This window comes from Dendrosporobacter quercicolus, from assembly GCF_900104455.1.
Classification (GTDB): Bacteria; Bacillota; Negativicutes; order DSM-1736; family Dendrosporobacteraceae; genus Dendrosporobacter; species Dendrosporobacter quercicolus.
Genome location: NZ_FNHB01000001.1, coordinates 713,419 through 736,901, shown reverse-complemented (window position 1 = coordinate 736,901; position 23,483 = coordinate 713,419). Strand labels below are relative to the sequence as shown.

24 protein-coding genes are annotated in these 23,483 nt (G+C 48.4%); all 24 read left to right on the top strand.

The window, feature by feature from the left end:
- Positions 1–536: 536 nt before the first annotated feature.
- The 24 genes from folP to BLR06_RS03485 all read left to right on the top strand — a co-directional run bounded on the left by folP (position 537) and on the right by BLR06_RS03485 (position 23,478).
- Positions 537–1,745 carry a dihydropteroate synthase gene (gene folP, locus BLR06_RS03600; RefSeq protein ID WP_092068389.1) on the top strand — a complete coding sequence of 403 codons (1,209 nt, stop codon included), beginning with the start codon at positions 537–539 and terminating at the stop codon, positions 1,743–1,745.
- Positions 1,738–2,100, top strand: a complete 363-nt coding sequence (gene folB / locus BLR06_RS03595) for a dihydroneopterin aldolase (RefSeq protein ID WP_092068386.1) — start codon at positions 1,738–1,740, stop codon at positions 2,098–2,100. The genes folP and folB overlap by 8 nt, the downstream gene beginning before the upstream one ends.
- Before the next feature lie 4 nt (positions 2,101–2,104).
- Positions 2,105–2,593 carry a 2-amino-4-hydroxy-6-hydroxymethyldihydropteridine diphosphokinase gene (folK, locus tag BLR06_RS03590; protein ID WP_092068383.1) on the top strand — a complete coding sequence of 163 codons (489 nt, stop codon included), beginning with the start codon at positions 2,105–2,107 and terminating at the stop codon, positions 2,591–2,593.
- A gap of 16 nt (positions 2,594–2,609) precedes the next feature.
- A complete protein-coding gene (locus BLR06_RS03585; protein ID WP_092068380.1) occupies positions 2,610–3,746 on the top strand; it encodes an MGDG synthase family glycosyltransferase in 1,137 nt (378 codons plus the stop codon).
- 192 nt (positions 3,747–3,938) lie between these two features.
- Positions 3,939–5,018 carry a DNA-processing protein DprA gene (dprA, locus tag BLR06_RS03580; RefSeq protein WP_092068378.1) on the top strand — a complete coding sequence of 360 codons (1,080 nt, stop codon included), beginning with the start codon at positions 3,939–3,941 and terminating at the stop codon, positions 5,016–5,018.
- Positions 5,018–7,186, top strand: a complete 2,169-nt coding sequence (gene topA / locus BLR06_RS03575; RefSeq protein ID WP_092068375.1) for a type I DNA topoisomerase — start codon at positions 5,018–5,020, stop codon at positions 7,184–7,186. The genes dprA and topA overlap by 1 nt, the downstream gene beginning before the upstream one ends.
- Before the next feature lie 25 nt (positions 7,187–7,211).
- Complete coding sequence (trmFO, locus tag BLR06_RS03570; protein ID WP_092068373.1) at positions 7,212–8,561, top strand: methylenetetrahydrofolate--tRNA-(uracil(54)-C(5))-methyltransferase (FADH(2)-oxidizing) TrmFO; 1,350 nt, start codon at positions 7,212–7,214, stop codon at positions 8,559–8,561.
- Positions 8,562–8,881: 320 nt separating this feature from the next.
- The gene (hslV, locus tag BLR06_RS03565; protein ID WP_092068370.1) at positions 8,882–9,412 is read left to right on the top strand and encodes an ATP-dependent protease subunit HslV; all 531 of its coding nucleotides are present in this window, start codon (positions 8,882–8,884) and stop codon (positions 9,410–9,412) included.
- Positions 9,413–9,420: 8 nt separating this feature from the next.
- Positions 9,421–10,821 carry an ATP-dependent protease ATPase subunit HslU gene (gene hslU, locus BLR06_RS03560; RefSeq protein ID WP_173812577.1) on the top strand — a complete coding sequence of 467 codons (1,401 nt, stop codon included), beginning with the start codon at positions 9,421–9,423 and terminating at the stop codon, positions 10,819–10,821.
- A gap of 108 nt (positions 10,822–10,929) precedes the next feature.
- The gene (gene codY / locus BLR06_RS03555; RefSeq protein WP_092068364.1) at positions 10,930–11,709 is read left to right on the top strand and encodes a GTP-sensing pleiotropic transcriptional regulator CodY; all 780 of its coding nucleotides are present in this window, start codon (positions 10,930–10,932) and stop codon (positions 11,707–11,709) included.
- A gap of 344 nt (positions 11,710–12,053) precedes the next feature.
- Positions 12,054–12,467 carry a flagellar basal body rod protein FlgB gene (gene flgB / locus BLR06_RS03550; RefSeq protein ID WP_092068361.1) on the top strand — a complete coding sequence of 138 codons (414 nt, stop codon included), beginning with the start codon at positions 12,054–12,056 and terminating at the stop codon, positions 12,465–12,467.
- A gap of 2 nt (positions 12,468–12,469) precedes the next feature.
- Positions 12,470–12,904, top strand: a complete 435-nt coding sequence (gene flgC / locus BLR06_RS03545; protein ID WP_092068358.1) for a flagellar basal body rod protein FlgC — start codon at positions 12,470–12,472, stop codon at positions 12,902–12,904.
- Between the two features lie 14 nt (positions 12,905–12,918).
- Positions 12,919–13,212 carry a flagellar hook-basal body complex protein FliE gene (fliE, locus tag BLR06_RS03540; protein WP_092068355.1) on the top strand — a complete coding sequence of 98 codons (294 nt, stop codon included), beginning with the start codon at positions 12,919–12,921 and terminating at the stop codon, positions 13,210–13,212.
- 35 nt (positions 13,213–13,247) lie between these two features.
- Positions 13,248–14,789 (top strand): flagellar basal-body MS-ring/collar protein FliF, encoded by a 1,542-nt coding sequence (fliF, locus tag BLR06_RS03535; protein ID WP_092068352.1) that lies wholly within the window; start codon positions 13,248–13,250, stop codon positions 14,787–14,789.
- Between the two features lie 17 nt (positions 14,790–14,806).
- Positions 14,807–15,817, top strand: coding sequence for a flagellar motor switch protein FliG (gene fliG, locus BLR06_RS03530; RefSeq protein ID WP_092068349.1), 1,011 nt, complete (start codon positions 14,807–14,809; stop codon positions 15,815–15,817).
- The gene (locus BLR06_RS03525) at positions 15,810–16,565 is read left to right on the top strand and encodes a FliH/SctL family protein (protein ID WP_092068346.1); all 756 of its coding nucleotides are present in this window, start codon (positions 15,810–15,812) and stop codon (positions 16,563–16,565) included. Before fliG ends, BLR06_RS03525 begins: the two co-directional genes overlap by 8 nt.
- Complete coding sequence (fliI, locus tag BLR06_RS03520) at positions 16,562–17,878, top strand: flagellar protein export ATPase FliI (protein WP_092068343.1); 1,317 nt, start codon at positions 16,562–16,564, stop codon at positions 17,876–17,878. The genes BLR06_RS03525 and fliI overlap by 4 nt, the downstream gene beginning before the upstream one ends.
- A 24-nt stretch (positions 17,879–17,902) precedes the next feature.
- Positions 17,903–18,349, top strand: a complete 447-nt coding sequence (gene fliJ / locus BLR06_RS03515) for a flagellar export protein FliJ (protein ID WP_092068341.1) — start codon at positions 17,903–17,905, stop codon at positions 18,347–18,349.
- Positions 18,350–18,353: 4 nt separating this feature from the next.
- Positions 18,354–18,905: a lytic transglycosylase domain-containing protein gene (locus tag BLR06_RS03510; protein ID WP_092068338.1), complete on the top strand. Its 552-nt coding sequence runs from the start codon at positions 18,354–18,356 to the stop codon at positions 18,903–18,905.
- A gap of 24 nt (positions 18,906–18,929) precedes the next feature.
- Positions 18,930–19,574: a MotE family protein gene (locus tag BLR06_RS03505; RefSeq protein WP_092068335.1), complete on the top strand. Its 645-nt coding sequence runs from the start codon at positions 18,930–18,932 to the stop codon at positions 19,572–19,574.
- Between the two features lie 48 nt (positions 19,575–19,622).
- The gene (locus BLR06_RS03500; protein WP_245698001.1) at positions 19,623–20,957 is read left to right on the top strand and encodes a flagellar hook-length control protein FliK; all 1,335 of its coding nucleotides are present in this window, start codon (positions 19,623–19,625) and stop codon (positions 20,955–20,957) included.
- A 14-nt stretch (positions 20,958–20,971) separates the two neighbouring features.
- Positions 20,972–21,415: a flagellar hook assembly protein FlgD gene (gene flgD, locus BLR06_RS03495; protein WP_092068329.1), complete on the top strand. Its 444-nt coding sequence runs from the start codon at positions 20,972–20,974 to the stop codon at positions 21,413–21,415.
- A 17-nt stretch (positions 21,416–21,432) separates the two neighbouring features.
- A complete protein-coding gene (locus BLR06_RS03490; protein ID WP_092068326.1) occupies positions 21,433–21,825 on the top strand; it encodes a TIGR02530 family flagellar biosynthesis protein in 393 nt (130 codons plus the stop codon).
- 81 nt (positions 21,826–21,906) lie between these two features.
- Positions 21,907–23,478 (top strand): flagellar hook protein FlgE, encoded by a 1,572-nt coding sequence (locus BLR06_RS03485; protein ID WP_092068323.1) that lies wholly within the window; start codon positions 21,907–21,909, stop codon positions 23,476–23,478.
- The last annotated feature ends 5 nt before the right edge of the window (positions 23,479–23,483 follow it).

The following is a 23,483-nucleotide window of genomic DNA, read 5'->3' as shown; positions in this document are numbered from 1 at the left end:
TAGGTTAAGGCAAATGCCTGATTTATACCCAGTATGGAATAAATAATTACGAACATAAAAAACGAAAGTGGGATATCGGTTATTGCTGCACCGCCAGTAAGGCAAACAGCGGCCGGTCATACACATCAAACCTCCCCGGAATGATTTCTACTCATATTTTATGTATAGTTAGTGTGATTTGTTCTACTTTGGCAGATTGTAACGCGGTTGAGACCGGCTGTTGGAAGCCGTACAGACGTGCTTAGTCATGATGGTAGATGGGCTTTCGGGCAAGCAAGAATTTTTGCGGAATGGCTTGTAGAAACAAGGAGACGTTCATAAGCAGTCAAAGAAAGCGGCATTGCTGAAATAATGCAGCACAGAAAAAGTGAGACTGATTTGGCAGCTGCCTCAATGAGGCAGCTGCTTTTGGCTTTAAGCGATACCAAGGATATACACATGTTCGGTTAAATTTCCTTATTTTTGCAGATAAATTTCCAATATGCATATCATTTATGATACAATAAAAACACATTCGTCACAGTAGGAGGCTATAAATGAATTTTAATCCCCGTGTTGTTGAAATAACCACAGCCAGGCAAGCCTGTCTGGAATTAAAAAAAGTAGATTGTCACGCCAGTGGCATCAATATAATGGCTGATAAAGCAGTGTTCCGGACAATCAAATTAGAACAAGTACCGGCTAAAGCTGCAAGCTTGCTGAAGCAAACCTTTTTGGCTAAAGGCGGTGAGGTCGCTGTAGCCCGGGGTACAGCTGATTTGAGCGTTGAATATACCGATGTATTAATTTGCGCTACCTTAAAACAGTATAAACTTGCGGTAAGTCAATTGAAGCTTCAGCCGTGGGGATTGCCGCGGCTGGCTTGTTGTATTGAAGAATTGCTGGCTTTTGCCGAAACGTTTCCGGCAAGGCATTATCAATGGTCTAATCAGCAGTTAACAATAAAACCCGGCCGTACCCTGATTATGGGAATTTTGAATATAACGCCGGATTCATTTTCCGATGGCGGCAAATATAACCGTGTTGAGCTGGCGATGAAACGGACTGAGGAACTGATTGCGGCTGGTGCTGATATCATTGATATCGGCGCTGAATCGACCAGACCGTATGCCGGAGCAGAAGTAATATCAGCGCGAGAAGAACTTGACCGCCTGCTGCCAGTGGTGGAGCAGGTGATTGCCTGCTCCAGCGTGCCAATCTCAATAGATACTTATAAATCGAGTGTGGCCTATGAGGCTTTGAAGCTGGGCGCTCATATGATCAATGACGTTTGGGGTCTGCAGAAGGACCCGGCGATGGCTGAAGTGATTGCCAAATTCGATGTTCCGGCAATTGTCATGCACAATCAGCAGGGAACCCATTACGCGCGCGATATTATGGCGCATATCTGTGAATATTTACAGCGCAGTGTTGCGCTTGGCGTAGCTGCCGGAATTGACCGGAGTAAAATGATCATTGATCCCGGAATCGGGTTCGGCAAGACACCAGCCCAGAATTTAGATGTAATGTCTCGCCTGGAGCAGCTAGCAGCCGTAGGCTGCCCGGTCTTGCTGGGCACATCACGCAAAAGATTTATTGGCGAAGTGCTGGGGGCCGAAGTGGACGACCGGGTCGAAGGGACAGGCGCAACAGTGGCTTTGGGGATCGTCAAAGGCGTCAATATTGTACGGGTGCATGATGTCAGAGCAATGACCAGAGTCGCCAGGATGATGGATGCAATGTTAGGGAGTGGAGAAAATGGCTGATAAAATTTTACTTAAGAATATGATGTTCTATGGATTTCATGGTGTATTTGAATATGAACGCGAGCAAGGGCAGCGTTTTTATATTGATGTAGAGCTAACGGCTGATTTTGATCAGGCCGGGAAAACCGACAACCTGGAAGACACCATTGACTATACGGCAATCTACAGTCATATTAAAGAAATTGCCGAGACGCAGCGATTTCAATTGTTGGAGGCTTTGGCCAGCCAGCTTTGCGACAGTATACTGGCCGCTTATGACAGGTTGCAGGCTATCACGGTAAGAATTCGCAAGCCGGCAGTTCCAATACCCGGACAGATCGATTTTGTTCAGGTAGAAATTGCCCGGAGCAGATGAAGCGATGGTTTTTTTAGGACTAGGATCCAATATAGGCAACCGGGAGGGCAATATTTTAGCGGCTGTGCAGGCGTTAAGCAGCCACCCGGCAATCGCGGTAAAAGCAATTTCCTCATTATATGAGACAGAACCTTTCGGCGTCGAAGATCAGGCCGACTTTTTAAATGCCGTCGCCGGTATTATTACCAGTCTTTCGCCGTATTCTCTGCTGGCCGAATGCCTGCGAATTGAACATAGGCTAGGAAGAGTACGCAGCAAAAAATGGGCGCCGCGAGTAATTGATATTGATTTGCTGGTCTATGATGATGTGATGATCCAATCTGAACAATTAACGATACCGCATAAATTGCTGGCCGAACGAAAATTTGTCCTTGTACCGCTGGCCGAGATTGCCGGTGAGCAGATCATCGCCGGTGGAAAAACGGCGACTCAGCTGCTGGAGCAAGTAAGTGATCGTTTAAATGTCAGATTTTATAAAGAGCTGGTGATCTAAAATGGGGGCAAATTCTATGGCAAAGCCGGCGAAAGTATTGTTTATCAGTGCGCCGGTTGGGGCCGGCCATGTCCGTGCGGCTGCTGCGATTAACCAGGCGCTGAACAAGTTAAGGCCGGATACGGCAACCTCTATTGTAAATGTCTTTGACTTTTTTAGTCAATTCTGGGGACAGGCATTGCTAAAGGCTTATTTACAATGTTTGCGGTTTTTTCCCGGCTCGTACGGAAAAATGTACGGCTGGGGCAATACCAGCAGGCTGGCGTTATGGGGCCGTGAGGCGGTCAGTGCTTTTTTTGCCGGCCGGATGCTGCACTATATTGAGCTGACTTCACCTGCTTTGATTGTTTGTACTCATGCCACACCAGCCGGCTTGGTGGCTTATTTAAAAAAACACCATAAAATCAATATTCCGGCTATCGCGGTTGTAACCGATTTTGTGGTACATCGCTTGTGGATTTATCCGGAAATTGATTGTTATTTTGTGGCGAATGAAGAATTGCTGGCAGAGTTGGAACGTTTTCACATTACACCGGCGCAGAGCCATGTTGCCGGGATACCCATCGACAGCGCATTTAGCCAGCCTCCGGCCAGAGATCAGTTAATGGGCAGACTAGGGCTGTGCGCCGCTAAAAAAACAATTTTAATGATGGGCGGCGGCGCCGGAATTCTGCCAATGCAGGAGATCGCACTTGCCTTAAACCGTCTAGCTGCGGCTATTCAGGTGATTGTGGTGACCGGGCAGAACGATAAACTTCATAAGGACCTGGAAAACATCAAACCTAAGCTTACGTTTGATTTAAAGATAACCGGCTTTGTGGACAATGTCGCCGAGCTCATGGCCGTTGCCGATGTGCTGATTTCCAAGCCGGGTGGAATGACTGCCGCCGAAGCTCTGAGCAGCCGCCTGCCGTTAATTATTTACCGGCCAATACCCGGTCAGGAGGAAGGCAACAGCAAATTTTTGCTCGCCCGGAGAGTGGCAATGCGGGCTGAATCGGTCGAAGACTTACTGGCGTTATTACATGAGCTGTTTACCGACGGCAATGACACGCTGGCGGTAATGCGGAAAAACACCGTCAGAATAGCCCGGCCCGAAGCTGCTCGGGAGATTGCAGCCACTATTACTGCAAGATATTTATCCGGTGACTAAATCCCCTTTATGCAAGCGGGATTTAGGAACATTCTGAGGCGGCTGAATTTAGATTGAGTTAAACTCCGCCTGAAATATAAGTCTGTTTTCTGATAAACAGTGAGGGGAAATTTGTTGCGCTTATATTTTTATGCTATAATTACCATTAAATTTGCAGTCATAATTGATTTGGATAGATATGGCGGTGGATAAATGGATAAAATATATGTAGCGGCCTTACAAATGGTGCCTGGTATTGGCAACCGGCGATTAATGAAGCTTATCGCTTTTTTTGGCGATGCCCGGCAAGCATGGCAAGCCGGCAGGAGTGATTTGGTTGCCTGTTTAGATGAAGCAACTTGCCATAACCTGATTGGGATTAGGCAAAAGCTGGATATATTGGCTCTGGCTGAAAAATGGCAGGAGCAGGGAATTCGTCTAAGCCTGTTGACTGATCCGGATTATCCGGCGTTACTAAAGCCTACGTTTAATCCCCCGCTGCTTTTATACTACCGGGGCGAGCTGCCGGCCGACAATAATTCAATGGCGATTGTCGGGGGGCGGCGAGCCTCCGCTTATGGCCTGAATGCGGCGCAAATGCTGGGCAGTGAGCTTGCAGCCGCCGGAGTCTGTGTTGTGAGCGGCGCCGCCCGCGGCGTTGATACAGCCGCTCACAGAGGGGCGCTGACTAAGGGCAGAACCATTGCCGTATTAGGATGTGGCGTGGATGTAAGCTATCCGCCGGAAAACCGCGATTTGCTGGACCGGATTGCCGGACAGGGCGCGGTGATTTCGGAATATCCGCCGGGCACCAGTCCGCATCCCTCTTTCTTTCCGGCCCGCAATAGGATCATCAGCGGGCTGTCCAGAGGAATTGTTGTTATTGAAGCGGCTGAACGCAGCGGCGCATTAATTACGGTTGAGCATGCCCTGGATGAAGGGCGCGATGTATTTGCCGTGCCTGGCAGCATTTTTTCCGCGATAAGCAAAGGCTGCCATAATCTGATCAAGCAAGGCGCGAAATTGATTGACTGCACCGGCGATATATTTGAAGAGTACCAATGGTCAAATAGCGGGACCGGGGCCAAGGCTGGAGAGCTTGATTTACAGCCGGATGAATTTGCCGTATATGAACAGTTGAGTTTTGATAAGCCAATATCACTGGATGAAATAGTTGCTGCAACGGATTTAACTGTTTCAGCCATTGCCTATATAGTATTACAATTGGAATTACGCGGGCTGGTTGCAGAGCATGGTTCTCAGTATTACGTTCGTACTAAGGGGGGAATTTAGTGGCTAAAACTCTAGTTGTAGTTGAATCGCCAGCTAAAGCGAAAACGATCGAAAAGTTTTTGGGTAAAAATTATACTGTCAGGGCCTCGATGGGCCATCTGAGAGATTTGCCCAAAAGCCAGTTTGGCATAGACATTGAAAACAACTTTTTGCCTAAATATATCAATATCCGGGGCAAAGGCGACATCATCAAAAGTCTGAAAACGGCCGCCAAGGCTGTTGATAAAGTTTATCTGGCTTCTGACCCGGATCGTGAAGGTGAAGCCATTGCCTGGCATTTGGCTCATTTGTTAAATATTGCTCCGGAAAAGCCTTGCCGGATCGTATTTAATGAAATTACAAAGCCGGCTATTCAAAATGCCGTTAAGCATCCGCAGCCGATCAATTTCGACCGGGTTGACGCCCAGCAGGCCAGGCGTTTGCTGGACCGGATTGTGGGTTACCAGCTTAGTCCGTTATTATGGCGAAAAGTGCGTAAAGGGCTTAGCGCCGGCCGGGTACAGTCGGTTACGGTGAAAATGATCTGCGATCGTGAAAAAGAAATTCAGGCATTTGTTCCGGAAGAATACTGGACGATTCTGGCCAAGCTCAGGGCCAAGCCCAAAACAGCTTTGTTCGATGCAAATCTAATCAGCATTGACGGTAAAAAAGCGGTAATATCAGATGAAGCCCAGTCCAATCTTTCCAAGTCTGAACTGGAGCAGGCCGAATATAAGGTAACCGAGGTCAAGCAGCGGGAACGCCGCCGCAATCCGTCGCCGCCATTTATCACCAGCAGTTTGCAGCAGGATGCATCACGTAAATTAGGCTTCACCTCCCGTAAAACAATGATGGTGGCGCAGCAGCTGTATGAAGGTCTGGAGATCGGCAAGTCCGGTCCGGTCGGCTTAATTACATATATGCGTACCGATTCCACCCGGATTGCCGAATCGGCGCAGGCGGAAGCGCGTGAGTACATCTTGCAAAAGTTTGGTGCGGAGTATCGGCCTGATAAGCCGCCGGTCTATTCAACCAAAAAGTCACAGGATGCGCATGAGGCCATCAGACCGACCAGTGTGGAATTTACGCCGGACAGCTTGGGCAATAGCTTGTCCAAGGACCAGCTTAGGCTGTATACGCTCATTTGGGAACGCTTTATTGCCAGTCAGATGACGCCGGCAGTTTATGATACAATCACCGTTGACATTTCCGCCGGCCGCTATGGGTTAAGGGCAACCGGCTCAAAGCTCAAGTTTAAAGGCTTCATGGCTGTATATATAGAAGGAAAAGATGAAACTGAGAATGACAAAGATATAAATCTGCCTGAATTGCAGGCCGGCCAACTGCTAAAATTACATAAAATACTACCGTCGCAGCATTTTACTGAACCACCGCCGCGCTATACGGAAGCTTCGCTGGTGAAAACCCTTGAAGAAAAAGGCATTGGCCGGCCAAGCACCTATGCGCCAATTGTTGAGACTATTTTAGGCCGCGGCTATGTTGTACGCATTGATAAAAAATTTCAGCCTACCGAGCTGGGCTTTGTGGTAGTAGACCTACTGCAGGAATATTTCCAGGCAATTGTCGATGTTGAGTTTACGGCAGCGATGGAGGATCGGCTGGATGAAATCGCCGAAGGAAAAACTTCGCGGCTGGAGCTTTTAGCTAATTTTTATCCGTCGTTTGCCGAGACCCTAGCTCAGGCCGATGAGCAAATCGGCCAGGTGGAACTTCCGGTTGAGGTCTCTGAGGTGCAATGTGAAAATTGCGGCCGTTTCATGGTGGTAAAACAGGGACGCTACGGCAAGTTTCTAGCCTGCCCTGGTTTTCCGGAATGCCGCAATACTAAGCCCCTGCTTAAAGATACCGGGATAAAATGCCCTAAATGCGACGGTAACATTGTTGAGCGCCGTACCAAACGGGGAAAAATCTTTCATGGCTGCCAGAACTATCCGGAATGCGATTTCGTTACTTGGGACATTCCGCTGAGTGATGCCTGCCAAACCTGTGGAGCATTAATGCTGCGTCATAATTATAAAAATGGCCGGTTTATTACTTACTGCAATAATGAAGGGTGTCCGACCCGGGAGAATAGTCCGATCAATAAGGAATTAATTAAGAAAGAAAAAAAAGTTGAAAACAATACGGATGAAACGAATAATAAAAGTAAAAAAAGCAAAAGGAAATAATACTGTATTACATCGGAGGAATTTTGTGTCTAAAGTGATTGTTATTGGGGCTGGTTTAGCAGGCAGCGAAGCTGCCTGGCAAATTGCCCGGTCAGGCATTTCGGTTGATTTATATGAAATGCGTCCGCAGGTTATGACACCGGCGCATCATACCGGAAACTTCGGGGAGTTGGTGTGCAGCAATTCGCTGCGCGCCGCAGCTGTTGAAAATGCCGTAGGCTTGCTTAAGGAAGAAATGCGGCGTTTGGATTCTTTAATTATGAAAGCCGCAGATGCAACCCGGATCCCGGCCGGCGGGGCCTTGGCCGTGGATCGTTCGGCTTTTAGCGAGTATATTACAACCACGCTTAAGCGGCAGTCCAACATAACCGTCATTCATGAGGAACTAACCGCTATACCGGAAGAAGGCGTTGTCATTATTGCCAGCGGTCCGCTGACTTCCCTGCGGTTAGCACAGTCGGTAGCGGCTTTGACCGGACAGGATTATATGTATTTTTACGATGCCGCTGCGCCGATCGTTACCGGTGAATCCCTGGATATGAAGAAAATATTCCGGGCGTCACGATATGACAAGGGGGATGCCGACTATCTCAATTGCCCAATGAGCAAAGAAGAGTATGAACTGTTCTGGCACGAATTGATTGCGGCGGAAAAGACGGCGGTAAAACAATTTGAACAGGCGATCTTTTTTGAAGGCTGCATGCCGGTTGAGGAGATGGCGGCCCGGGGCATCGACACTTTACGGTTTGGTCCGTTAAAGCCGGTTGGGCTGAAGCATCCTGTCACCGGAGAACTTCCTCATGCCGTGGTTCAATTGAGACAGGATAATTTTGCGGCTACTTTGTACAATATTGTCGGGTTTCAGACCCATTTAAAGTGGCCGGAGCAAAAGCGAGTTTTTCAACTCATTCCGGGCTTAGAGAAGGCTGAGTTTGTCCGTTACGGCGTTATGCACCGCAATACGTTTATTCATTCACCAAGAATACTGCAGCCGACCCTGCAGATGAGGAAGTGGCCGCAGGTTTTTTTTGCCGGACAAATTACCGGTGTGGAAGGGTATGTTGAATCGGCGGCCAGCGGTTTGGTCGCCGGGCTAAATGCCAGCATGCTGCTGGAAGGGCATGGGCCCGAGCGCTTTCCCGGCGATACGGCGCATGGGGCATTATGTCAATATATCGCCAGTGCCGACGCAACCAATTTCCAGCCGATGAATATCAATTTTGGCATATTGCCGCCACTGGGACAAAAGGTCAGAGATAAAAAATTAAAAAATAAAATGATCGCGGAACGAGCTCTAGAAAGTTTAGAAAATTTCAAAAGTGGTCTCAGTCGAATATTGCATAAATCAAAGTGCTGTGGTAATATAGATAAATAAATTGATCCTTGCTTCATTTAGTGAAAATGCTTCACTGCACACGGGTGTGCATTATCGAGTGGATATTGCGCGTATTGTCGAAGTCCATGGCATAGTGTGAGTGAAGTCTTTTTGTGCATTTTGTGAAAGCCTGACCAAGGTGTAAGCATTTGCCCTCGGGAACGTAGCAAAGGCGGTTTCATGATGGCGGAGGTGTTGGCAGTTGTAGCTGAAAACCAACTGTCGATTTTTTTTACGGCAGCAGGCAGCTGCTCAAAAAAACAGTGTGTTTTTCAAAAAGCATGGCTTTTTGCGTATGGATGTTCAAAGGGGGTGGTTGAATGTTTCATGCTACCACTATTGTAGCTGTAAAACATAATGGTCAGACTGCGATTGCCGGGGATGGTCAGGTAACCTTCGGCGGCAATACGGTAATGAAGCATAATGCCAAGAAGGTCCGGCGCTTGTATCACGGTAAAGTACTGGCCGGTTTTGCCGGGTCAGTCGCCGATGCGTTTACTTTGTTTGGTAAGTTTGAATCAAAACTGGAGGAATTTAACGGTAATTTAATGCGCGCTGCTGTTGAATTAGCCAAAGAATGGCGAACCGACAGGGTGCTGCGCCGTTTAGAGGCTTTACTGATTGTTACCGATGCCGAAAAAATGCTGATTATTTCGGGCAATGGTGAGGTTATTGAACCCGACGACGGAGTTACTGCAATTGGTTCAGGCGGATCATACGCCCTGGCTGCGGCCAGAGGGTTAATTAAATATTCGTCCTTAACAGCTGCGGGTATCGCCCGCGAATCGTTAGAGATAGCGGCAGATATCTGTGTTTATACGAATCACCATATTACGGTGGAAGAACTTTAACAGGGGGGATGACGTTGAATGAACTGACGCCAAAGCAAATTGTCAATGAACTGGATAAATATATTGTCGGCCAGAGTCAGGCGAAGAAATCGGTGGCCGTGGCATTAAGAAACCGTTGGCGGAGCAAGCAACTCTCATCTGAACTGAAAGAAGAGATAATCCCTAAAAATATTCTGATGATTGGCCCGACCGGGGTTGGCAAGACTGAAATTGCCCGCCGTCTGGCAAAGCTGGTTAACGCACCCTTTGTCAAGGTTGAGGCGACAAAATTTACCGAGGTTGGCTATGTGGGCCGTGATGTCGAATCAATGGTTCGCGATCTGGTGGAAACCGCTATTCGGATGGTTAAACAGGAAAAAATGCTGGTGGTAACCGATAAAGCCGGTAAACTGGCCAATGAACGGATTATTGAACACTTTATTCCATCCGCCAAACGGGAAACATCTAAAAATCCGTTTGAAATTCTATTTTCCGGAAATAACAATACGTCGCCGGCGCCGGATGAAAATCAGTCTAAAGAACAGGAATTTACCGCCGGCCGCGCCTGGTGGCAGAAAAGACTGGACAGCGGGGAGTTGGAAGAAGAGCTGATTGAGATAACCGTGGAGGACAACTCCAATCCAATGCTGGGGATGCTGGCCGGAGCCGGAGCCGATGAAATGGGCATGAATCTTCAGGATATGCTGGGCAGTTTTTTACCGAAAAAACAAAAGAAACGGAAAGTTACCGTTGCCAATGCCAGAAAAATTTTTACTCAGGAAGAAGCGCAAAAACTGATTGATATGGATGAGGTTGTAACAAGCGCAATCAGCTTAGCCGAGAATTACGGGATTATTTTCCTCGATGAAATAGATAAAGTGGCCGGGCGCGGCGGTTCGTCAGGTCCCGATGTATCGCGGGAAGGAGTACAACGCGATATTTTGCCGATTGTTGAGGGGTCTACGGTTGTTACCAAGCATGGTTCGATCAAAACCGATCATATTTTATTTATTGCCGCCGGTGCGTTTCATATTTCCAAGCCGTCGGATTTAATCCCCGAACTGCAGGGGCGGTTTCCGATCAGAGTGGAATTAACCAATCTTTCGAAAGCAGACTTCCGGCAGATCCTTACCGAACCGGCCAACGCCTTGCTGAAGCAATATATCTGCCTGCTGGAAACAGAAGGTATAAAAATTGAATTTACCGAGGATGCTATTGATGAATTAGCAGAGATTGCCTGTCAGGTGAATAATCAAACCGAAAACATCGGGGCCAGACGGCTGCATACAATTCTGGAAAAGGTGCTTGAGGATTTGGCGTTTGAAGCCCCTGACATTCAGGAAAAAAATATCGTCATTAATCAGGACTATGTTAAGGCAAAATTAACGCATATTGTTGTAAATCAGGACTTGAGTCATTTCATTCTTTAGTTTAAAATAGTGTACAATTACTTTAAATTGTAAAGAAAGGTCTGATTGCTCAGGGCAGGAAGCTGTCGCTGCGCGATTAATATATTCAGTCTAGTGAAGGGCAGGTAGATGGTTTTGTCAATGTTGGAACGTACTCGTAAAATAAATAAGCTGTTGCAAAAATCAGAAAATGTGGAGTATGATGAGATATCAAGGGTTCTAGGCACAGTAATTAATGCCAATGTCTACATTGTAAGTAAGACCGGGGTTGTATTTGGTTATGCCTTAATGAACGATTTTGAATGTGATCTAATGCGGGATCGGGTATTAAGTCAGGGGATTTTTCCTGAACGCTATGTGGAGTGGCTGCTGAAAATCACCGATACCTCGCCCAATCTCCGGCTAGAGAGCGGTCTATGTACATTTAGCGAAGGGGTTGACTGCCTGTTTCATGACAAGTTTACCACCATTGTTCCCATTCATGGCGTGGGTGAGCGTATTGGGACTCTGATTGTCGCCAAATTCCACGAGGAATTTACCGATGATGATTTAATTCTGGCAGAGTATGGCGCAACTGTTGTCGGTATGGAAATGCTCAGGGACCGGAGTGAAAAAATTGAGGAAGAAGCCCGTAAAAAAGCTACTGTCCAAGTGGCTTTGGGTACGTTGTCCTATTCCGAACTTGAGGCGGTAATGCATATTTTGAGCGAGCTGGAAGGCAACGAAGGCTTATTGGTTGCCAGTAAAATTGCCGACCGGGTTGGCATCACCAGATCGGTGATCGTGAATGCGTTGCGCAAATTTGAAAGCGCCGGCGTAATTGAGTCTAAATCGCTGGGGATGAAGGGCACCTATATCAAAGTATTGAATGAGCGACTGCTGGAAGAATTAAAGAAACTAAAAAAATAAGTTGATGGATAGGTCAGCATGCAGGGAATTGAGTAAAGGGCTTTTTATGGTACTTTTAACAAAAACCATAAAAAGCCCTTTTGTTTTTGTCGAAATTTGGAGCAAATAGCGACTGGGATTTAATTCCATAAGCGCGGTTTGCGGCTTGGTCAAAGTCCGGCGTCGGAGGCCTAGAAGGTAAGTAGTGCTTAGGTCCTGCATTACTAGTATAGGGGTCTCGATTCTTGTTATCTCTGTGTTAAATCGTGAAATTTAAAAGGATTTTGATGTGTTATGTAGAACTATGTTGAATGAACTCAGCATATGACACTGGCGTTTTAGATTGATTTTCGGGAGGGGATACAGTGCTACAATCGTTATTATCATCACCGAAGGCCAACATTTTGGAACAGTCGCTTACGGCAGCCTCACTCCGCCATAAAGTGGTAAGCAACAACATTGCCAATGTGAATACACCGGGCTTTAAGAAAAGTGAAGTTGCTTTTGAGCATCTGCTGAAAGATGCACTCGGCTCAAGCAAGCTGGCTATGGCGAATACCAATGAGAAGCATATTTCAAACTCGTCGTCACCGGTTAACATTACCCCGGCAATAAACACCATCGGCGATACCTCAATGCGGACTGACGGCAACAATGTGGATATTGATATTGAAATGGCGGAGCTTGCCAAAAACAATATTTATTATAATTCAGTTGCCCAAATGCTCAGCCGTCATTTTTCCGGGTTGAAATCTGTGATTAAGGAAGGGAATGGTTAGAAATGGGAATGTTTGATGCCATTAATTCGGCTGCGTCCGGCTTATCGGCGGAACGGCTGCGAATGGATGTGATTTCCAATAATATTGCCAATGTAAATACTACCCGCACAGCTGCCGGGGGAGCGTATCGCCGCCAGGTAGTGCAGTTTGAGCCGCGGGCCGGCCAGGCTTCATTTGCGCAAATTCTCTCGGAGCAGCTGGAGTCAGGACAAGGTGTCAGGGCGGTCGGCATCACTGCGGATCAATCGCCGCTGCGCAATGTTTACGACCCTGGTCACCCGGACGCAAATGCCGAGGGATATGTCCAAATGCCCAATGTAAATGTTGTTGCGGAGATGGTGGATATGATTACCGCGACGCGGGCGTATGAAGCCAATGTTACATCGGTAAATGCAGCGAAAAACATGGCGATGCAAGCCTTGGAAATTGGAAAATAGTGAGGAGTATATAAATGCGTATAGAACCTCTTAGTTTAACGCCGGTAAATGGCGGAAAGACTGCTGATTCGAGTCGGAAAACGGAAAGTCAGGGTTTTGCCCAGCTTTTGAGCGAAGCGTTGGGGACTGTTAATCATCTGCAGCTTCAGTCTGAGAAAGCCTCGATTGACTTGGCGGCAGGAAAAGTCGAAGATGTTTCGCAGGTGATCGTCGCCGCTGAGAAAGCTAGTGTTGCTTTACAGTTAACGATGCAAGTGCGTAACAAAGTTGTTGACGCATACCAGGAAATTATGCGTATGCAAATGTAAAGTGATTCTTGTGATAAATTGAAAGGGTGGAGACGATGGCCGACTGGAAAGAGCAGTCTCTGCGCTTTTGGCAAAAGCTGGGTGTGAGGGAACGTTATATCATGATTGGATCTGCGGCTCTGGTTTTTCTGGCTGTTTTGGCTTGGAGTTACTGGTGGGGCAGCCGGCCTGATCTTGTTCCTTTGTTTACCGGGATGGAAGCTAGAGACGCAGGTGAAGTAGCGGCAAAACTTAACGAAATGAAAATTACTCATGAACCTCAGGAAACTGCTAATGGTACGGCGATTCTGGTTTCAGCCAAGGATGTGCATAAGGTGCGGCTGGAATTGGCAAGCTTAGGTTTGCCGCGCGGTCATAAAGGATTCGAGATTTTTGATCAAAATAAGTTCGGTGTTACCGAGTTCCAAAACAAGGTATATTTCTTACAGGCATTGCAAGGGGAATTGACCAGGACAATCGAACAAATGACTGAAGTTGAAAAAGCCAGGGTACATATCGTTTTGCCGGAAGACAGTTTATACAAAAAGAATGAAAAACCGGCCACCGCATCCATTATGCTTAAACTTCGGCCTTCAGCGCAGCTGAGCAAGCAGCACATTAAGGGAATCGTCAATCTTGCCGCCCATAGCGTACAAGGGTTAAAACCGGAAAATATAACAATTGTGGACAGTTTGGGTCAGATCCTGAATGAATCCAATGAAAATGAACTGTCAGGCGCTGTCACTCTGACCCAGTTGGAAATGACCCGGAAAGTTAAGGATGATCTGCAAAAAAATGTACAGACCCTGCTGGATCAGGTGCTTGGCGCCGGGAGAGCTGCGGCGCGAGTGAGCGTTGAGTTGAACTTTGATCAGCGGACCCTGGATCGTCAGGTATTCGAACCGGTAGTTGATGATAAAGGCATTATCAGAAGTTCGCAGGAATCCAGCGAAAATTACAGCGGCAACTCACTCAATCCGGGCGGGCCGGCCGGAACGGCATCCAATATACCTGGCTATGTCGCCGACAATAACACGCAGTCCAATTACGAGAAGAAAGAAGCCACCAGGAATTATGAAATAAATGAAACCAAGGAAAAAGTAGTTTCGGCGCCGGGATCAATCAGAAGGTTAACGGTTGCGGTGCTTGTTGATGAAACCATTACCGGAGCGCAGCGTGACAGCCTGGCTAATGCGGTTTCGTCCGCTGTCGGCCTGAATATTGCCCGGGGCGATGTCGTGTCGGTGGAACCTATTGCCTTTAATACGGCCTCGCTGGACAGACAGTTGCAAGAAGAACAGGAATTGGCCAGACAACAGAGCATCGCTTTTTGGACCAAGGTTGCGCTGGCGGTTATCGCTTTAGCGGGGGTATTGTATTTTGTCCGCCGGCGGTATGTCAAACGCAAAGAAGCCGAAGCAGAACGGGAATATATTGCTGCAGATATCATGCAGGCTGAGCTTGCAGAGGCCAGTGCCGAAGAACTGTCGCCGGAAGAACAGGAACGGGTCAGTGAACGCGGCGATATTGAAAAAATGGCCAAATCCAATCCCGAAGCTGTTGCACAATTGGTTAAAGTGTGGTTGGAAGATGAATAAGAGTTGTAGGTGGCGTAATGTATCAGTCGAATGAAATATCGAATAAACAGAAGGCGGCAATATTACTGATTGCTTTGGGACCGGAAATTTCTGCGCAGGTGTTTAAGCATTTGCGTGAAGATGAGATGGAAAAGCTTACATTGGAAATTGCCAATCAACGTAAAGTGTCCCAGGAAATGAAAGATAAGGTAATCAGCGAGTTTCATCAGATGGCAATGGCCAAGGAATATTTGTCTTCAGGCGGTCTGGACTATGCCAGAGAGGTGCTGGAGAAAGCGTTGGGTTCGGAAAAGGCGATATCGATTATCAACCGGCTGACTTCCAGCCTGCAGATCAGACCGTTTGATTTTGCCCGTAAAACCGATCCGGCACAATTGCTTAACTTTATTCAGAATGAGCATCCTCAAACCATTGCTTTGATTATGGCCTATCTGCTGCCTGATCAATCGGCCGCTATACTTTCGGCGTTGTCGCCGGACCGGCAGGTGGAAGTTGCCAAACGCATCGCTACCATGGACCGGACATCACCGGATATTCTTAAGGATGTCGAGCGTATACTGGAACGTAAATTATCTTCACTGGTTACGCAGGACTTTACCACTGCAGGCGGCGTAGAGTCTATTGTGGAAGTGCTTAACCGGGTTGACCGGACCACTGAACGAACCATTATTGAGAACTTAGAAGTTCAAAATCCTGAGCTTGCGGAGGAAATCAAGCGCCGGATGTTCGTATTTGAAGATATTGTCATGCTTGACGACCGCTCGTTGCAGCTTGTGCTGCGCGAAATTGAATCTAAGGATTTGGCTTTGGCGCTTAAAGCCTCATCAGCCGATGTGGCCGGCAAGGTTTATAAAAACATGTCCAAGCGGGCCTCGGAAATGCTGCGGGAGGAAATTGAGTATATGGGGCCGGTGCGGATCCGCGATGTTGAAGAAGCACAGCAAAAAATTGTTAATGTGATAAGACGCCTTGAAGAATCAGGTGAAATTGTTGTTTCACGTGGTAAAGGGGACGAGATCATTGCCTAAAATTCTCAAGAGTGTGGCCATGCGCGACCTGCCAAGGGTGATCCAGCATAGTCCGGTGTGCGCGCCAAGCGAACCTGTTGACGACACTGGGCCTTCGCCAGCCCAGTTGCGGTTGGAAGCGGAAGAATTTCTGCAAACTGCCCGGGAACAAGCAGCGGCAGTGATTGCCCAGGCTGAGGCCAAAGCAGATCACCTTACTGCCGAAGCGGGAGAAAAAGGCGCAGGTCTGGCCGAACAGGCCCAAGAGCGTGGCTTTCAGGAAGGCTATGACAACGGGTATGCCGAAGGCCGGCAAGCTGCTCAAGCCGAAATGCACCAGGCCTTGCTTGACGCAGTCAAAAAAAGCCAGGATATCATTGCATTGGCCGAACGGGAAGCTAAGGATTGTATTATCGCGGCAGAAGGAAAAATTGTGGAACTGGCTGTGGCGGTAGCACGGAAAATTTTAGCCCGGGAACTGGAAAACACGGCTGAAGTAGTCCTGTCTATCGCGAAAAAGGCCTTGGAGAAGGTGCGCGATCAGGAGCAGATTGTCCTTCGGGTGAACTCTGCCGATTACGAGCCGGTATTGCAAAATCGCCGGGACCTGCAATTGATTCTGGGGCAGGAGCAGGCTTTAACGATTACTCCTGACCAGACAATTGAGCCGGGCAGCTGCATGATTGAAAGCTCCAATGGGACGGTTGACGCCAGAGTGAGCACCCAGTTTGAAGTGCTGGAAAAAACCTTGCAGGATATTGCTCCATGATAGATTTTGATAAATACCTGCAGGCAATCAATCAGGCGGAATCAATCAAAATGAATGGTAAGATAACGCAGATTATCGGGCTGGTTATTGAAGCGCAGGGACCAAATGTAAATCTCGGCGAACTCTGTTATGTCTGTCCGCGCGTTGCGAACAGCCAGCCGGTACCGGCAGAAGTTGTGGGGTTCAGGCAGAACCGGGTGTTGCTGATGCCGATTGGTGAAATGCATGGAATTGGTCCTGGCTGTGAAGTGATCGCGGCTCAGCGGACGCTGAAGGTCACTGTGGGGCGGCAGTTATTGGGGCGGATTTTGGATGGCTTGGGCAATCCCATTGACGGCAAAGGCCCGCTTACCTCAAATATTGAATATTCTTTGCAGGCTGCCCCGCCGCATCCTTTATCCCGCCGCAGAATAACCGAAAAGCTATCGGTGGGGGTGCGGGCGATTGACGGCCTGCTGACGCTGGGGCGCGGACAGAGAATCGGCATCATGGCCGGCAGCGGCGTAGGGAAAAGCACCTTGCTGGGTATGATTGCCCGGAATACGGAAGCCGATATTAGTGTAATCGCACTGGTAGGGGAGCGGGGCCGGGAGGTACGGGAATTTATCGAACGCGATTTGGGTGAAGACGGGCTCCGGCGTTCAGTAGTCGTTGTTGCAACCTCTGATCAGCCGGCGCTGGTCCGGATCAAAGGCGCGATGACGGCGACCGCCATTGCGGAATTTTTCCGTGACCAGGGATTAAATGTTATTTTGATGATGGATTCTGTCACCAGATTTGCGATGGCCCAGCGTGAGGTTGGCCTTACGGTGGGTGAACCGCCGGCAACCCGCGGCTATACGCCGTCGGTATTTGCAATGCTGCCTAAGCTGCTGGAACGGGCGGGAACCGGTGAAAGAGGCTCGATTACCGGAATTTATACTGTGCTGGTTGACGGCGATGATATGAATGAACCAATTGCTGATGCGGTTCGCAGTATTCTTGACGGGCATATTGTACTGTCACGTGATATTGCGGCGCAAAATCACTATCCGGCAATTGATGTTTTGAACAGTGTCAGCAGGGTTATGCTGGAAATTGTTGAAGCCCGGCATTATCAGGCCGGCCAGCGGCTGCGCTGCGCTCTGGCGGCCTATCGTGAGGCGGAAGACCTAATTAATATCGGCGCCTATGTTTCCGGCAGCAATCCGGAAATCGACCGGGCGATCGGTGTGATTAGTGAAATTAAGCGTTTTTTGCAGCAGGATGTTTATGAAATCAGTACATTGGCTGAGACTGTGCAGCGGTTGGTCGAATTAGTGGCCGAAGGCTAGGTTGAAGGAGTCGGGGAGGCGCTTATGAAAAAGTTCAGGTTCCGTTTGGATACCTTGTTAAAAGTCCGGCAAATGCAAAAAGAACAGGCTCAGCTTGCCTATGCGGCTGAAACTAACCGGTTAGTTTCAGCGAAGTCTTTGCTGGAACAGACTGAACGACAGCTGCTTAGCAGTATGGCTTCCTTTCAGATATCCAAGGATAAGCTGATATCCATTGAGGTTCTTAAAACCTATCACAGTTACTTTGCTAAGCTTCGGGAAAATATTTCGGATCAAAAAGAACAGGTTGTTCAAGTGGAGTTAGCGCAACAAAAATGCTTAATGATATTGAATGGTGCGATCAACAAGCTGAAAGTCATTGAAAACTTACGGGGAAAAAGATTTGCCGAGTTTAAAGCGGCCGTGCTGCATGAGGAACAGCAGCAGCTTGATGAACTTGGAATGCAACTATATGGGCGACAGGTAAGGTGATTTGATGAGCGGCATTGACCGGGTTTTACAACGAATCAACAGTATTGAACAACGGTTCCATCTACAACAAGCCGGAAGAGCGGCGGATTTTCAGCAGATGTTAACCGTCGAGCTGCGCAGCGGCTTGGTAAATGGCACAAAAGGCGCAGCGGCCCAAGAAGCGGCAGCCGGTGCTAAGGATATTCAGAGTATGATCGATATTTCTTCCCGCAAATACGGTGTTGATGCCAGGCTGATTACGGCAGTAGCCCGCAATGAGTCTAATTTTAATCCTGGCGCCGTCTCGCCGGCAGGGGCGGCGGGGATAATGCAGCTGATGCCGGAAACAGCGCAGGCTTTAGGGGTTCAAAACGTTTATGATGCCCAAGAAAACATTGACGGCGGCGTTAAATATCTGAAAGAGCTTTTAACTAAGTTCAATGGCGATGTGACAAAAGCGGTAGCAGCTTATAACGCCGGTCCGCAAGCGGTTGTGCGTTACCAGGGCGTGCCCCCTTACCGTGAAACGCAGGATTATGTCGGCAAAGTGTTGCAGCAATACCGCGACTCACAGTAGCGTTGGAGAAGGCAGGTAATAGGAATGGCTCCAAAAACAAAAAAAGAGGACTTTGATGGTGTTGATGTAGAAAAAACTTCTTCAGGCCGGAAGTTGAAAATCCTGGCAGTACTTTTGGTATTGGTAATGATTACAGGCGCTGGTTTTGCTCTGGGCATTTATTTAAAGCTGATTGACCTTCCGGGTCTGGCCGACAAATGGAAGCTTTATGATTATCCGGTTGTTGGCCGGTATTTTACCAACCCGCAAACGAATTTCGAAGCAGTGCCGGCTGATGAACAGCAAGCACCTGCGCAGGCCTCCGACAATGCTTCCGATCCGGCGGTTCCGCCGCCTCAGGCTGTGCAGACAGCGCCGCCGGCAACCAGCCCGGCCGCAGAACTGAATCAGCTGGAACTGGATAAGCTGGCTAAGGCCAGGCAGCAGGAGGAGAATAAAAGAGTAGCCAAGCTGGCCAGATTATATGGCGGGATGAAAGCGGAAGACGCGGTAAATGTTCTTAATGAGCTTAACGATGCCGATGTATTGGCTATTTTAAATAAAATGGAAGAAGATCAGGCGGCGAAAATTTTAGCTTTAATGGATGCCAGCCGGTCGGCCAGGCTGACTGAAATTATGCTGCGCGGTTTTGCGGGCAGCGCTCCGGCGCGTTCAATTGTGACCAATTAAATTTGGCTGCAATGAATGATAGAACAAAACCTGAAAGGAGGTGAACATATGAATGCAATCATGTCTGACGTCATTATGAACTCTGCGGCAGCCGGCGGCCGAGGCCAGGAAAGCGCCAAGACGGCGGCGGGATGTCAAAAGGGACAGACGTTCAGCGATGCCATGGCAGCTGCAACAACAGATGACGAGCAAGATATACCTGACGGCAAGGGCCAGAAGGATATTATGCTGCCTTTTACGATGCCGGCAATGGTAACCATTGAGCCTGCCGTAATTCCGGCTGATCCCGGGGCTGCCGCTGAGGCAGGTGCGGAAACTGAATTTCCAAACGTTGTGGCGGCGTTGCCTGCCCAGCCGGAGGACATGCCGGCGAGTCAGCAGACGGGCCTGAAGAACCAAGCTCCAATACCGCTGACCCAAGCTGAAGCAGCAGTGCCTGAATTACAGGCTGATTCCGGCATGACAAAGTCAACAGGATCTGCTGTTATCGTAACGAATGCCGGCAGACAGGGAACAGCTAAGGCTGAGGCGGCTCCGGTGAATCCTTTGCAGGAGATGCTGAGCGCTGACGGCAATGAAGATCCGGTAACGTCAGTTAACACTGCCGGGCAAATGCTGCGCAAAGACCAGAAAGATCAGAATACGGCGCCTGTTCAGGTTAAATCCGCCGCAAGTCTGCCTGGCAATGTCAATACGCAGCCGACCGCAGCGGTCGAGGCTGATGCTGAGCAGCCTGAACTGACTGCCGTTCCGGGTGCGGTCAATAAGGCTGCGGCAACTACAACCGGGAAGTCAACAGAACCGGTTAACGTTAAGCCGGAGAACAAAGCCAATTTGACAAGTACCGACGGAGAAACTGGAGAAGCTGAACCGGTAAAAAATGTGTTTGCGGAACTATTGCAGCAGCGTACTACGCAGACCCATCCCACTGAAGCCAAGGGTGCGGCCACGCAATTTGTCAAGGATACCCACAATATCACCACCCAAATTGTGGAACAGGCCCAACTGTTGAAAAACAATCAGGAAACGCAAATGATCATTAAGCTGAAGCCTGAGCATTTGGGAGAGTTAACGTTAAAAGTTACGGTGGACAAGGGCATCGTCAATGCCAGCTTCCACTCTGACCATGCTGAAGTGCGAACGGTGCTGGAAGCTTCTTTGCAGCAATTGAAACAGGAGTTGTCAAATCAAGGTTTAAAGGTTGATACTGTCGGCGTATATGCCGGGTTAGGCCAGTTTTTATCTAATGGACAGCGGGAAGCCCCGCAGCAGCCGATAATGAAGTTTAAGAATAAGCTGGCAGGCGAAGATGCTTTTGAAGAAGCGGAGGCAGTGCTCAGCAATCAGGCGGTATCGGACGACGGTGTCGATTACCGGGTATAAGGGAGGTAAAGAAAATGGCGACAATCAGCAATAATGCAGCTGTAGATACTACAGCGACCACCAATACGGGAACAGCAGCCAAAAATTCTAATGACGAATTAGGCAAGGATGCGTTTTTAAACCTGCTGGTTACGCAGCTGCGTTATCAAAATCCAATGGAACCAATGGAAGACAAGGAATTCATCGCCCAAATGGCGCAGTTTTCCAGTCTGGAGCAAATGCAGGAAATGAATGCGTCAATGACCTCTACATTGCAACAAATGCAGTATATGAACGGCACTTTGCTTACCACGCAGGCCAGCTCCATGATTGGCAAGCAAGTAACCTGGACTGACGCCGACAAGCAGGAGCACACAGGCGTCGTTAAGGCCATTCAGTTTACCGATGGCGTGCTCGAATTGAAGATTGGCGATAAAATCGCTTATCTGCCCCAAATTACGAAAGTCGAGGAGGTCTGAAAGGAGGCTTAGCCGTTATGTCTGACAACCGGCTATATTTATCGCAGCAGCCATTCATTCCCGCCCAGCGGACAGCAGCCGGTCAATCGTCCGGCGCAGGGAAAAAACCGGTGAATGCCGGCGTACCATTTGATCAATTACTACAGCAGGAATTAAATCAGGTAAAGTTTTCCCAGCATGCCTTACAACGGATGAACAGCCGGAATATCAATTTGAGTGAGGCCGATTTAAGTAAATTAAACAACGCTGTGGAAAAGGCCGGGCAAAAAGGCGCCAGAGAATCGCTTATTCTGATGAATGATCTGGCTCTGGTCGTCAGTGTAAAAAATAAAACGGTCATTACCGCAATGGATGGCGCCAGCATGAAGGATAATGTATTTACCAATATTGACAGTGCGGTAATCATCTAGGGCTGGACCTCAACAGGAAGCCCTAAAGGCTGCCGATTGATCGACGCAGTCAGCAAATTAATTATGGGAGGTCGTTTTAATATGATGCGTTCGCTATTTGCCGGCATCTCCGGTTTGCGCAATCACCAAACCAAAATGGATGTCATCGGCAATAATATTGCCAATGTGAACACTGTCGGCTTTAAAGCCAGTACCGTTAATTTTCAGGATATGTTAAGCCAAACCTTACAAGGTGCTTCAAGTCCCCAGGGAAATCTTGGCGGTACCAACCCGATGCAGATCGGGCTGGGCATGCAGCTGTCCAGTATTCAGACCCTTTTTACCGATGGCAGTCCGCAGACGACCGGTCAGCCGACCGATATGGCCATCAGCGGCTCCGGCTTTTTCGTTTTGTCCGACGGTTTAAACAAGCTATATACCAGAGCCGGCAATTTTGATTTTGACACGGAAGGAAACTTTGTGTCATTGTCGGGCGGTTATAAAGTAATGGGCTATATGGCTGACGCCAGTGGCAATATCGACACCAACCAGGATCCAACCGCAATTACGATTCCCAAGGGAATTACAACGCCGGCGAAAGCAACCTCGGTGATTGAGTTTGCGAAAAATCTGTCGGCCGATGCGGAAGTAGGCACATCCATACCGGTTACTATACCGGTCTTCGACTCATTGGGCAATGCTCATAACGTCAAACAGGTGTTTTATAAGACCGGCACCAATACCTGGCTGACCGGCACCTCGCTTGTCGACGGTTCGGCGGTTCCGACCAATAACCTGAAGGAAATCGCCTTCACCACTGCCGGTGAAATTGACACCATTAGGGATGTTACTCTAGATACAGCAAGTGTTTTTGATATTTCAGTAACCGGCTTAGGTCTGGCTGATGCCGGTGGCAATTTTAGCACTACAGTTACTGATCGCGGTCTGGTGAGTCACGATCTTGTGTTTGAATTTACCGGCACTGGCGATCCTGTAGGATCGCCCTGGAATCTTACTGTTAAGGAAAATGGGAATACACTGCATACTGAAAGTAATTTCACCGGCGGAGATGTGACCTTTTCTCTTAACGGCACTGATTTCACTTTTGATATAGCGGCAATTACTACTCCAGCGGCAACACCAACTGTTACTGTGCCTTCAATATTAACAGGAGCAACTTATGGCACTGCTTCCAGCCCGCTGTCCTTTACGCCGGTCGGCGCCGATACGGTGAATTTTACGCTGGATTTCGACGGGTTAAAGCAATATGGGGGTGAAACCACAGCGAAATATCAATCGCAGGACGGTTATGCCGCCGGCGTACTGGAAAGTGTGTATGCCGATGCTTCAGGCACAATTTCCGGCAAGTTTTCGAATGGTGTAATCAAAAGTCTGGCGCAGGTAAGCATGGCGGCCTTTAATAATCCGGCTGGTTTGACGAAAGCCGGCAATAGTATGTATACCGAGTCCAATAATTCAGGGGTGGCGCAGATTGGCGCAGCCAATAGCGGCGGCAGGGGAAAACTAACGCCCGGGGCGCTGGAAATGTCCAATGTCGATTTGGCGCAGGAATTCAGTAATATGATTATTACCCAAAGAGGGTTCCAGGCCAATTCGAAGATTATTACGACAACCGACGAAATGCTGCAGGATTTGGCAAATTTAAAGCGCTAAAGTAA

Coding starts and splice junctions, on each gene's coding strand:
- flgC (WP_092068358.1), top strand. CDS start 12,470: ATGGGAATGTTTGATGCCATTAATTCGGCTGCGTCCGGCTTATCGGCG.
- fliE (WP_092068355.1), top strand. CDS start 12,919: ATGCGTATAGAACCTCTTAGTTTAACGCCGGTAAATGGCGGAAAGACT.
- fliJ (WP_092068341.1), top strand. CDS start 17,903: ATGAAAAAGTTCAGGTTCCGTTTGGATACCTTGTTAAAAGTCCGGCAA.
- hslU (WP_173812577.1), top strand. CDS start 9,421: ATGACGTTGAATGAACTGACGCCAAAGCAAATTGTCAATGAACTGGAT.
- BLR06_RS03510 (WP_092068338.1), top strand. CDS start 18,354: ATGAGCGGCATTGACCGGGTTTTACAACGAATCAACAGTATTGAACAA.
- folP (WP_092068389.1), top strand. CDS start 537: ATGAATTTTAATCCCCGTGTTGTTGAAATAACCACAGCCAGGCAAGCC.
- fliG (WP_092068349.1), top strand. CDS start 14,807: ATGTATCAGTCGAATGAAATATCGAATAAACAGAAGGCGGCAATATTA.
- folB (WP_092068386.1), top strand. CDS start 1,738: ATGGCTGATAAAATTTTACTTAAGAATATGATGTTCTATGGATTTCAT.
- BLR06_RS03490 (WP_092068326.1), top strand. CDS start 21,433: ATGTCTGACAACCGGCTATATTTATCGCAGCAGCCATTCATTCCCGCC.
- fliI (WP_092068343.1), top strand. CDS start 16,562: ATGATAGATTTTGATAAATACCTGCAGGCAATCAATCAGGCGGAATCA.
- BLR06_RS03485 (WP_092068323.1), top strand. CDS start 21,907: ATGATGCGTTCGCTATTTGCCGGCATCTCCGGTTTGCGCAATCACCAA.
- hslV (WP_092068370.1), top strand. CDS start 8,882: ATGTTTCATGCTACCACTATTGTAGCTGTAAAACATAATGGTCAGACT.
- flgD (WP_092068329.1), top strand. CDS start 20,972: ATGGCGACAATCAGCAATAATGCAGCTGTAGATACTACAGCGACCACC.
- codY (WP_092068364.1), top strand. CDS start 10,930: ATGGTTTTGTCAATGTTGGAACGTACTCGTAAAATAAATAAGCTGTTG.
- dprA (WP_092068378.1), top strand. CDS start 3,939: ATGGATAAAATATATGTAGCGGCCTTACAAATGGTGCCTGGTATTGGC.
- BLR06_RS03500 (WP_245698001.1), top strand. CDS start 19,623: ATGAATGCAATCATGTCTGACGTCATTATGAACTCTGCGGCAGCCGGC.
- BLR06_RS03585 (WP_092068380.1), top strand. CDS start 2,610: ATGGCAAAGCCGGCGAAAGTATTGTTTATCAGTGCGCCGGTTGGGGCC.
- folK (WP_092068383.1), top strand. CDS start 2,105: ATGGTTTTTTTAGGACTAGGATCCAATATAGGCAACCGGGAGGGCAAT.
- BLR06_RS03505 (WP_092068335.1), top strand. CDS start 18,930: ATGGCTCCAAAAACAAAAAAAGAGGACTTTGATGGTGTTGATGTAGAA.
- fliF (WP_092068352.1), top strand. CDS start 13,248: ATGGCCGACTGGAAAGAGCAGTCTCTGCGCTTTTGGCAAAAGCTGGGT.